Below are 11,095 nucleotides of genomic sequence, written 5' to 3' on the forward strand. Positions count from 1 at the left end.
ATTTTAAGGAGAGACTAATTCTAATAAATGAGGCTTATAGCACTGATTATCAAGAATTGTCTTTTTTGGTATTGGTAAGCGTATCACCAGTAATAGGACTTTGATCAACTTCGGGTAGATCTAAAAGCGAGAGCGGCATACTATCAACCATGTCACCTAGCTCCCAATCGTATAGTTGTTCGACTTGTTCATTACCTGACTCTAAGACCAACTTCATTTGTAACGGCTTGAAGCCTTCAGGCATAACAAAACGGCCGCGAATACGCTCTATTCCATTGATAGAATAGCGTGCTGGCTCTAGGGGCACTTCTACTAGATTATCATCATCAAGCAAGGTTAAGGTTGCAGTCATACTTTTGGCTTGCCCATCCTGGCTAAGCATAGCTACATCGAAACCATATTCGAAGGCATTCTCGGGCAAAGGTTCAATTTTTGCTCCTAATACTTGTAAGGGCATGCCTCCTTGCTCACTAATAGTTTGAGTATATAGCTCATTAAGCTGGCTTACTTGTTTATTTTCGATATCAAGTGCTTGCTGATTCTGGCGCAGATCATCTAAGGTCGTCAAGCTAATGGCAAGTTCTTGCTTAGCGGTAGCTGCTTTATTACTCAGCACCTTATTTTTTAAACGCAAGGACTCAAGCTCTTCTAAAGCTTGAGTACTATTATCAAGAGTTTGTCTGGTCTCAGCTTCTAGCGAGTGATAACCGTGTTGATGACCCAGCTTATAACCAAATAGCAAGCCAACTACAATCGTCACTAGCACAGTCACTACAAATAATACTAATAGCCCCGTCGTTGCCCCTTTTTGATGAGCACCTAACTGGGCACTATCTGCATGAATATTATCGGCATAAATACTGTGACTATTGGAGCTATCCCGATCAAAGCTACTATGACAGAGGCCATTAGGAACCCTATCAACCTGCTCTAAAATTTGCTTTGAATCAACCAGCACAACAACCTGACACGATGAACGTGATGGCTGCGAGTGCAAGTGGGAGGCAGTCTTAACACGCATGTAAGTAGCATCTCTTAACGGTGGAGGGCGTCGTATTATAACGGAATTTAGATTTAATACCTAGCACAGCGCTGTAAGCGAAATAATCAGTTAGTAATGAACCTGTGATAATTATAAAAACCTTACCACTTGTTTGCTTCTATTACCCTCATAAAATAGGCAACAGTGCCATAAGCTAAAGCGCTGATATCAAAGAACGGAAACTAAAGCAAAATCAGAGGCACAGAAGTTAAAGCGCAGTAAGTTAGGATAAATTAATCAAGGAACCATTAATCAACGCTCAGTTAATCAAGGCACGATTGGAGCAAAGTTTAAACCAAGTGTTTCATCAAGACCAAACATGACATTCATGTTTTGAACCGCTTGTCCCGCTGCTCCTTTGACCAAATTATCCTGTACTACCAGTACGGTAAGCTCGCTACGCTCATTATTCTGATGCACTGCTATACGTAAACGATTGCTAGCACGTACACTACGAGTATCAGGATAAATACCTGCTGGCAAGACATCAATGAACGCTTCTTGATGATAGCTATCTTCAAACGTGCTTTGCCAGTCGATCGCTTTACCCGCTTCTGTCAGCTCCAAATGAATACTGCTAAACATGCCGCGAATCATCGGCACCAAATGCGGTAAAAAGCGTACACGATGGCTAAATTGACTGCTAAGTAGCTGCTCTATGCCTTGCTCAATTTCAGGTAAATGACGATGACCAGTCACCCCATAAGCATTAAAATTATCTGTAGTTTCAGCATAGTTTAAGGCAAGTTTTGCCTGGCGCCCCGCTCCCGAAACTCCCGACTTGGCATCAATGACAATACGCGGCTCGATCAGACGCTCTGCCTGTACATTCTCCAGCTCAATAATAGGCTTTAAACCTAAAATAGCGGTTGTTGGATAGCAGCCAGGGTTACCGACTACTAGTGCCTCTGATAGCTTATCTCGGTTAATTTCAGGTAAACCATAGACAGCGGTTTTTAGTAAATCAGGACAAGCATGTGGCTGCTGATACCAGTGCTCAAAATCAGCCAGCGACTGCAAACGAAAATCAGCCGCCAGATCCACGACTTTAACCCCAGCTTGGGTTAAAGCTTCAGCTTGCTGCATTGCCACGCCATGCGGTGTCGCAAAAAACACCACATCGCACTTTTGCAGAGCTGTCAGTGTCTCATCGCCTAAATCACTAAAAACTAAATCAGAGATACCGCGTAAGCTTGGAAATATTTCATCAGCGCGGCGGCCCGCTTCACTTCGTGAGGTTAATAAGTCAATAGACACCTCAGGATGAGAGGATAATAAGCGAATAAGCTCAATACCGGTATAGCCGGTACCACCGACAATAGCTGCTGAAATCATAAGACATCCTTTTACTAAAGTTACTCAAGTCATTTTTTAACAGTTGTACTATTAAATCTGATAGCCTTTAAATTTGATAGTCATGCACGGCATCGATAAATACCTTGGCGTTATCAGGGTTAACCCACTGAGTAATACCATGGCCTAAGTTAGCCACATAACCAGTTTTGTCCCCACACGCATAAGCGTTATCCAGCATGAATTTGACTTCAGCACGAATAGTTTCTGGTGAACCATATAAAGTAGCAGGATCCAAATTACCTTGGATGGCTTTATTACGCTGCAATTTCTTATGCTGCTTAGTCAATTGACGCTGACTTTCAGTCAATATTTGACGCGCACGGTCAAGTGGCATAGTCCAATCAAGTCCCAAAGCATCTGCTTCACTATCCGCTTGAATGTCAAGCCACAATCCGCCACCTTTGGTAAACAAAATAACTGGAACATCAGGATGACGTGCTTTCAACTCAGACACAATACGCTTATTATAATTGTGAGAGAAATCTATAAACTGGCGATGAGCCAACGCTCCGCCCCAGCTATCAAATATCTGTACTGCTTGGGCACCTGCGATAATTTGGGCATCAAGATAGTCCACAACAGTGGTAGCCAGTTTATCTAACAGCAAATGCAGTAATTCAGGCTGACTATAAAGCATGCCTTTGGTATAACGATAGTCTTTTGAGCTACCCCCTTCAATCATATAAGTGGCTAGCGTCCAAGGGCTACCTGAGAAACCAAATAACGGTACTAGCCCATTAAGCTCTTTACGAATACTGGTAACAGCACGCATCACATAGTCTAAAGAATCGTTAACATCCAAGGTAGGTAGACGCTCAATATCAGAGCGCTCACGTATGACCTGTTTGAATTTTGGACCTTCACCGGTCTCAAAATATAGCCCTTGTCCCATAGCATCAGGAATAGTTAGGATATCACTAAATAAGATAGCCGCGTCTAAGTCCATCCGGCGTAATGGCTGCATAGTGACTTCAGTCGCCCGAGCCGTATCTCTACATAAACTCATAAAATCACCGGCTTCAGCGCGAGTGGCTTTATACTCAGGTAAATAACGCCCAGCTTGGCGCATCATCCAGACTGGGGTGGTATCAACAGGCTCAAAGCGTAATGCCCGCAGTAGTCTATCGTTCTTTAAAGGCGCAAATTGTTGCTGAGTTGAATTATTATCGTTTGAAGTGCTCATGCACAAATCTCCAAAATGCTACAATATTAATTATTGTCATGGTTAAGAATAGGAATGAATTAAATACTAAGAATAAATAGAAGAATCTTTTATAAATAGGATTTAAATAAAAAATCTTATAAAAGAATATAGTTATAAATACCACAAATTAATGCCATAAAAAGTGAATTATTATGGCATTAATAAGTTGCTAAGCCTTAAAAAATAGACTTTAAAGCATAAATCAAAAGGTAAAATAGCTAGGGTGGCTAATGAATACAAGCTTAACCAATAAACCATAAGATTTATAGGCCAGCTATGTATAGCTTTTATAGCCAGTCATTACATAGACAGGGCTAAGTTATCGCGGTGCACCATAACTACCCGCTCTTCTTTCCCGCCTAAGATTCTATCAAAATGCTCAGTCCGCTCTCGAGCCACGCGGCGAGCATCATAGGATGAAAAGTTCATTTGTCCTACTGCTAAACGCTCACCGGTATCATGATGGACAATCTCTACCACGTCACCTTCATCAAAGTCGCCACGCACTTCCACTACGCCAACGGGTAATAAGCTCTTGTTATGTTCAGTTAGTGCTTTGGCAGCACCCGCATCCACAATCAAAGTCCCTGCCATCCGTAAATGCGCAGCTAACCACTGTTTACGTGCGATAATCTTATCAGCATCATTGGTAGTTAATAACGTACCCACTGCTTCACCTGAAACCACACGCGTAATAACGTTTTCAATAGCGCCACTAACAATGACCGTTGGGCAACCACCCATAGCTGCTAGACGTCCTGCACGGATCTTAGTCAACATACCGCCGCGGCCAAGCTTACCGCCATCACCGGCGATATCAAATAAATAGTCAGCCATAGCTCGCTCTTGACGGATCATTCTAGCATCTGGATTATCACGTGGATTATCTGTAAATACGCCTTGTTGATCGGTCAAGATGATATATAAATCCGCATTGACCATGGCCGCTGCCATCGCACCCAAAGTATCGTTGTCACCGAACTTGATTTCATCAACAGTAATGGTGTCGTTTTCATTAATTACTGGTAGAACCCGCCAATCGAGCAATTGAGTCAATGCGCCAGTCGTATTCAAGTAACGGCGACGATTAGACAAATCATCATGAGTTAATAACAGCTGTGCACTTTGTACGCCGTGCTGGATAAGCGCTGACCACCAAGTTTCGATTAAGCCCATTTGTCCAATGGAAGCACAAGCTTGAAGGGCTGCCAGCTTTTTGGGACGCTCATCTAAGTTCATCCTTACTACGCCCTCAGCTACCGCCCCTGAGGACACCAACAACACTTCCATGCCTTCATTGTGTAGCCGAGCAATCTGTTTTGCCCATTCGTAAATGGCAGTTCGATCAAGTCCACGACCATTATTGGTTAATAAGGATGAGCCAATCTTGACAATAACACGTCGAATATCAAAGTTACGTGTCTGCTTGATAAACCTTGCTTCTTCGGTCGTACTTGCTATGTCAACTGCCATAATAACTCCTGTCTGTTACGGGGATTAGTCTACATTTAAAAAAACCAATAATAGGTCAAACAAAGAAGAAGTAAAAGTGTCGTCCATTCTTTTTCTTTGTTTAAACCAAAACATATTTCAAGACAAAAAATGATGATATGCCACTATAGCTCACCAGGTTAAACTGGTTTATATATCGGCATTAAGGGGCATAAACCACTTCGACATCATTATCATCATCGTCGTCGTCAAAATAATCATCCATATTATTATCTGTTAAGTCGATACCTTCACGTTGGGCTTTACGAGCAGCACGATAAGCTTCTCGCTGCGCTTCGGTATTACGGCGCACCTCAGCCTCCAAACGCTCAAAGCGCTCTTGCTGAGCTTCTGCAAAGATGGGGTCTTCCTCTTCACGCTCACGCTCACGCTCAATCTCATTCATCAAATGATATTTGACTGCATCAACGCCCTCACCGGTCAAGGTGGCGGTACGAAAGACGATACCCGTCCAACCAAGCTCAGCAACAATATGAGTGCAAAGCTCATTTAAATCCTCATCGGCTACCTGATCGATTTTGTTCAGTACCAGAATTTGTGGCAGTTTAGCTAATTCAGGTGAGAAGCGCTCTAGCTCATTTAAGATAACCTGAGCGTTCTCAACAGGATCACTACCATCAATAGGCTTCACATCAACCAAATGCAGCAAACGACGCGTACGAGCAACGTGCTTTAAAAAACGAATACCAAGACCAGCGCCTTCTGAAGCCCCTTCGATGAGTCCTGGTATATCAGCCATCACAAAAGAACGATGGCGACCAATATCAACCACGCCCAAGTTTGGTACTAAAGTAGTAAAGGGATAATCAGCCACTTTAGGCTTGGCAGCAGATACTTGACGGATAAAGGTGGATTTACCGGCGTTAGGTAGACCCACTAACCCGACATCAGCAACCACTTTGAGCTCAAGCTTGAGTACTTTAAGCTCGCCCTCAAAACCTGAAGTGGCTTTTCTGGGCGCTTGGTTGGTAGAGCTTTTGAAGTGGGTATTACCCAAACCACCGTCACCACCTTTAGCGACTAGTACCGTCTGTCCAATCTCAATCATATCACCAATGACTTCATCGGTCTCGGTATCAATAATAGTAGTACCTATCGGTACTGGCAAGAAAATATCTTCAGAACCTTTACCTGAACAGTTCTTACTTTTTCCATTTTCACCGCGCATGGCATCATAGCGGCGGGTATAACGATAATCAACTAAAGTATTGGTATTATCATCAGCGATAACGTAAACGTCACCGCCACTGCCACCGTCACCGCCATCAGGGCCTCCACGGGGGACATACTTTTCACGGCGAAAACTGGCGATTCCGTTACCACCGTCACCTGCTTTTACCGTTACGACGGCTTCATCAATAAATCGCATACTGCTTCCTTAATTTACAATCTGGCTTATAACCTAACGATCTAGGTTAAAGTCAACGACTGCTTTTATGTTTGTACTTTTAGGTTTACTTTAAATAATAGACAAATAATAATTCGTTCATGCTCTGTTTATCGTTCATACTCTGTTTATATAATAGAGTTAGCCCTAAAATCAGTTGCGCATGCCTTAACTTGACTTTGGGCTGTGGCTACCATAAAACAAGCCTGCTATGAATTCAAATCTCATTCTGACTAATTAGGCGTTTATACCTATTATAAAGACATTCGTATATTTTTATAGCTATAAGCATGACTATTAGAGTATTAGTAGTATATTCATAGTTATTATAACAACAACACCCGATAATCGAATAGACTATCGGGTGCCGTATTTTATATTAATAAGCGCTAAATAAGGTGGCTAATATAATTATAAACGAAATTTACTCACAAAAACTTATCTCTACGAGTCATTATAATATATCTACTTTATTTAAGCTTATGCTGGTATTTGCTTATAACTAATACCAGCCATTTGGGTCGCTAGGCGCAATACCTGAGTACTATAACCTACTTCATTATCATACCAGATGTAAACAGTAGCATGGTTATCGGTAACGATTGTGGCCTGTGCATCGACAATTCCCACATGCTTAGTACCAACAAAATCAGTCGACACCGCTTCGGTTGAATCAGTATAAGCGATTTGTGACTGCCAAGTACTGCTATTGGCCATTTCACGTAAAAACTCGTTTAAGGCGTCTTCACTTTTAGGGGCGGTTTTTAGATTTAAGTTCAAAATTGCTAAGCTTACGTTCGGAGTCGGGACGCGAATAGCATTTCCGGTTAATTTTCCACTTAACTCTGGTAACGCTTTGCCAACAGCCTTAGCTGCTCCAGTGCTAGTAATAACCATATTGAGCACCGCACTACGACCACGGCGATCGGCTTTATGATAATTATCAATCAGGTTTTGATCATTGGTAAATGAGTGAATAGTTTCGACATGACCATTTTCGATACCGTATTCATCATTTAGCACTTTAAGCGTGGGCGTAATAGCATTGGTCGTACAACTAGCCGCACTAACGATGGTATCTTCACCAACAGTATCGTTATTGACCCCGTAGACGACGTTTTTAATCTCGCCGCCAGCAGGAGCGGTTAACAGTACCTTTTGCACCCCTTTAGCTTGCAAATGCTTGCCAAGACCCGCTTCATCTTTCCAGATGCCGGTATTATCAATAACGAGAGCATTATCGATACCGTAGCTGGTGTAATCAATCTCGCTTGGGTCATTAGCATAAATGACTTGTACAAAGCGGCCATTGATAAGGATACCATTATTATCATTATCGACGCTGACGCTACCTAAAAAGCTACCATGGATAGAATCGCGCTCTAGTAATGATGCACGTTTCTCCAAATCACCTGCTGGCGCTGGACGCACTACAATCGCTTTTAATTGTAAACCTTTGGCGCTCGAGGCTTGAGAAAGTAGTAAACGAGTTAAGATACGGCCGATACGACCAAAACCGTATAAAACCACGTCAGTCGCTTCATTTGCGCTATCGCTGTCAGCACTAACCGCTTGTAGTGCTTGTTCGATATCACTGTTATTAGCTATTAGCTGACCGGCATCCACGTTTGCTGCTTGGATATTGTCGTTTGCTAGCAATTTATTCGCTAACGCTAAAGTGTCAGCGACAGCAATAGACTTGCTATTCGGATGACGAGTAGCGGCTTTTTGATGCAGCGCTAGTATTTGTGCTACTGAAGTCGTATTTAAAGACTCACCGAATAAAGTAACTTGTACATCGCGCTCATTGTATAGTTTATTTAATAGCCCCATCAGCTCAATAGCTTGCTGTTCTTGATTATTATATTGGCTTAGGTGGTCTTGTTGTAATTGGCGGAGGGTATCAGCTTGGCTCACAAAGGACATCCTTATGGTCAGTAAAAAATGAATGAAAGATAATAAAACCTAAAGCAGAAAGTTATCGTTGTTGCTACGATTTGATCGGTTAGATTTTAGCCCAAAATGCCTAATTTTGCTAGTGATAACCATTATAGTTATCCTTTGACAAAGATTAAGCAACACTATTGAAAATAGCTGACGAGTATAAAGTCTAATGCTATAAAATATCGGGCCTTATACCATCAATACTTTATACCGTGCTTAGGACCAAGCCATTCGCGCTATGGAACCAGTTTGACCGTTTGATTAGCATGTGGAGTTAATTTAAACTCTTTTAAATCATAACCTTGCTGCTGGGCAATCTGACGATATCTAGCATAAGTCTGCTGATCAATATTAGGCGAGCGTGCTAATAGCCATAAATACTCTAAATCAGGGGTTCCCACCAATGCCGTCTGATAATCGTTATCACGCGCCAGTACCCAATAATCTGCCCGCCCGACCGGTAGCCAGCGAACCCATGAAGGTAAAAAGGTCACTTTTAGCTTGCTACCAGTCTCATCGACCGCTTTGGCCTGTCCATTAGCTTCAATGATAGAGCCATCTTCAGTAGCGCATTTATTAACCACAGTAACGTCTGAACTGTTAGCTTTAGGAGTATAAGTGGCGGTCACATCACTGGCGCAGTTACGTTGGAAATACATAGGTAAGCGCCCTATTTCATACCAAGTGCCACTATACTTTGCCAAATCAACATTATCGACGGTGGTAGGTTTGGTCGCCGATTTGTGTATGATTGAAGAAGGCGGTATGGTTATTTTTGCTGAAGTCTTCGCAGCGGGCGTTGCCCCTTTGGTAGGCATATTAGGAGTGGCTGCATAAGCAGAGAACGCCGCTAAAGGTATGATAATAGCCAAGGCGATTGCGGTATGTTTCAATAGTCCGTTCATAAAAACTCGTTCCGGAACTTCATTATCAGGAAGTTGCTCATAGGCTTGCATAGGCCTTAATACCTTATTAAATGTATTTATTTGATCATTGGTGTTTATTTGGCTTTGAAAGTTATCTTTTTGCAGACTATCTTTGAAAGCTGCGCTTATCTGCTTATTGTTATCAGGTTTATCTAATTCTGCTTTTTTCTGCTCATAGTAAGCATCATTCGTTGTTCTATTGAGGACATCGTTGTCGATAGCATCATAATCCATAAAGCCATCGTCTTTCGCTACTGTACCAATTTTTTTCGCTTTTTTATAGCCACTACTTATAGACTGAAAATCATTATTATGCGACTGCTGAGCGTCACCGTCTTGACTTATAGCGCTTTCATTATGATTATTATAGTTATTTATGGAGACATAACTATCCATAGAAGTACAGTTAGAGCTCGGATAATAAATATCCGATCTAATAGGCGTTTTGGACTGAGAACCGACTGCCTGCACGTCAAATAGAACTGACTGAGGGTTTTTGGTTTTCATAATAATACCATTAAAGTAATAAATGATTGATTATTGGAGTGCGTAAATAGACCGGCTCTGCTGGATGGTAATATTAATAGATTTCCATCGTCAATTAATCTACCGGACCATCAAACACTTTATTAATTTATAAAATATATTAACGCCCCTAGTACCTATAAAAAAGAGGAGCCGTGTGTATAAAAGCAACGGTTTGTAAATAGATATACTATTAACGGCAGTTCTAGACACATACCTATAGACACAGTTACTAACTGGCAAAATACTATAAAATCAATAGTTTATAACCACCACTAAAGCTCTCCGAAGCCTATTTACTGCTGGTGTTGTAGCCAAGCCAAAATAGATTTATTGGCTGCTGGAAGTGGATAATGTTCTGCGACTAAATCAAGCTTATCGACCCAAACCAAAGCTTGTCCTTCTAATCCGTAATGCCGATCACGATTTTGCTCATATTGCCCAGCATTCAGTGCTATCTGATAGACCTGCAAGCATACTTTCTTATCACCATAATCATGATTGAGCTCACCTAACTTTACAGTTCTATTTTGACCGATATCAATACCTGTCTCTTCTTTAACTTCCCTTACTAACGCCTCTAGTCCTGACTCCTTAGCGTCAATCTTACCTCCAATAAACTCGTAAAGATCACCTTGATGCTGAGTGTTATCACGATAACCTAATAAATACTGATTTTGATAGTGGATTACTCCTACAGCCACCTTAATTAGTGTTGAGTTTTCATTTTGTGTTTGACGAATAGTTTCATAACTTAAGGATGGTAAAGGTTTATGCATTTCTTATCTCAAATTTTAAATAGTTGAAAGTGTTTTCTACCTATTATGCCCCTACAAGGGTTACATAGGTTTACATAATGACTATGATTTATTTTATCAATATGCTTGCAATAACTACAAATGTAAATGATAATTATTATCGTTAACAATACTTAATTAACGATGTATAGTGCTTTTTTTTAGCACTGCTCGTTATTCTCATTGGTATTTAGCCATCACTTCAGAAGGAATTTATTATGATCATCTCTCGTTATTTAAACTACCGAGACAATCGCCTACCTACTTTACAGTCTCAGCACTTATTTGCCCTCACTAAAGAGGTACGTATCGAACATGAAGGCGAAGAATATCGTCTACGCTTAACTCGCAATAATCGCTTGATTTTAACTAAATAGCTCATTGACTACCTAACCAGCAGTT

Annotated in this window: 9 protein-coding genes; 1 reads left to right on the plus strand and 8 read right to left on the minus strand. The window is 41.4% G+C overall.

Annotation, left to right across the window (positions count from 1 at the left end):
- Window positions 1-49: 49 nt before the first annotated feature.
- The 8 genes from JMX18_RS05055 to JMX18_RS05090 all read right to left on the minus strand — a co-directional run bounded on the left by JMX18_RS05055 (window position 50) and on the right by JMX18_RS05090 (window position 10,675).
- Complete coding sequence (locus JMX18_RS05055; protein ID WP_201585185.1) at window positions 50-1,021, minus strand: hypothetical protein; 972 nt, start codon at window positions 1,019-1,021, stop codon at window positions 50-52.
- 288 nt (window positions 1,022-1,309) lie between these two features.
- Complete coding sequence (gene argC, locus JMX18_RS05060) at window positions 1,310-2,377, minus strand: N-acetyl-gamma-glutamyl-phosphate reductase (protein WP_201585187.1); 1,068 nt, start codon at window positions 2,375-2,377, stop codon at window positions 1,310-1,312.
- A gap of 67 nt (window positions 2,378-2,444) precedes the next feature.
- The gene (hemE, locus tag JMX18_RS05065; protein ID WP_201585189.1) at window positions 2,445-3,581 is read right to left on the minus strand and encodes a uroporphyrinogen decarboxylase; all 1,137 of its coding nucleotides are present in this window, start codon (window positions 3,579-3,581) and stop codon (window positions 2,445-2,447) included.
- Window positions 3,582-3,902: 321 nt separating this feature from the next.
- Window positions 3,903-5,075, minus strand: coding sequence for a glutamate 5-kinase (proB, locus tag JMX18_RS05070; protein WP_201585191.1), 1,173 nt, complete (start codon window positions 5,073-5,075; stop codon window positions 3,903-3,905).
- 181 nt (window positions 5,076-5,256) lie between these two features.
- Window positions 5,257-6,483 carry an Obg family GTPase CgtA gene (gene cgtA / locus JMX18_RS05075; RefSeq protein WP_201585200.1) on the minus strand — a complete coding sequence of 409 codons (1,227 nt, stop codon included), beginning with the start codon at window positions 6,481-6,483 and terminating at the stop codon, window positions 5,257-5,259.
- A gap of 498 nt (window positions 6,484-6,981) precedes the next feature.
- Window positions 6,982-8,427: a glyceraldehyde-3-phosphate dehydrogenase gene (locus JMX18_RS05080; protein WP_201585202.1), complete on the minus strand. Its 1,446-nt coding sequence runs from the start codon at window positions 8,425-8,427 to the stop codon at window positions 6,982-6,984.
- A gap of 254 nt (window positions 8,428-8,681) precedes the next feature.
- Window positions 8,682-9,878: a lipocalin family protein gene (locus tag JMX18_RS05085; RefSeq protein ID WP_201585204.1), complete on the minus strand. Its 1,197-nt coding sequence runs from the start codon at window positions 9,876-9,878 to the stop codon at window positions 8,682-8,684.
- 314 nt (window positions 9,879-10,192) lie between these two features.
- Window positions 10,193-10,675, minus strand: a complete 483-nt coding sequence (locus JMX18_RS05090; RefSeq protein ID WP_201585206.1) for a (deoxy)nucleoside triphosphate pyrophosphohydrolase — start codon at window positions 10,673-10,675, stop codon at window positions 10,193-10,195.
- Between the two features lie 236 nt (window positions 10,676-10,911).
- Here JMX18_RS05090 and hemP point away from each other — a divergent pair, with 236 nt between their 5' ends.
- Window positions 10,912-11,070: a hemin uptake protein HemP gene (gene hemP, locus JMX18_RS05095; protein WP_201585208.1), complete on the plus strand. Its 159-nt coding sequence runs from the start codon at window positions 10,912-10,914 to the stop codon at window positions 11,068-11,070.
- Window positions 11,071-11,095 lie beyond the last annotated feature (25 nt).

Origin of the sequence: Psychrobacter jeotgali (assembly GCF_904846315.1) — a bacterium.
GTDB classification, from domain to species: domain Bacteria; phylum Pseudomonadota; class Gammaproteobacteria; order Pseudomonadales; family Moraxellaceae; genus Psychrobacter; species Psychrobacter jeotgali.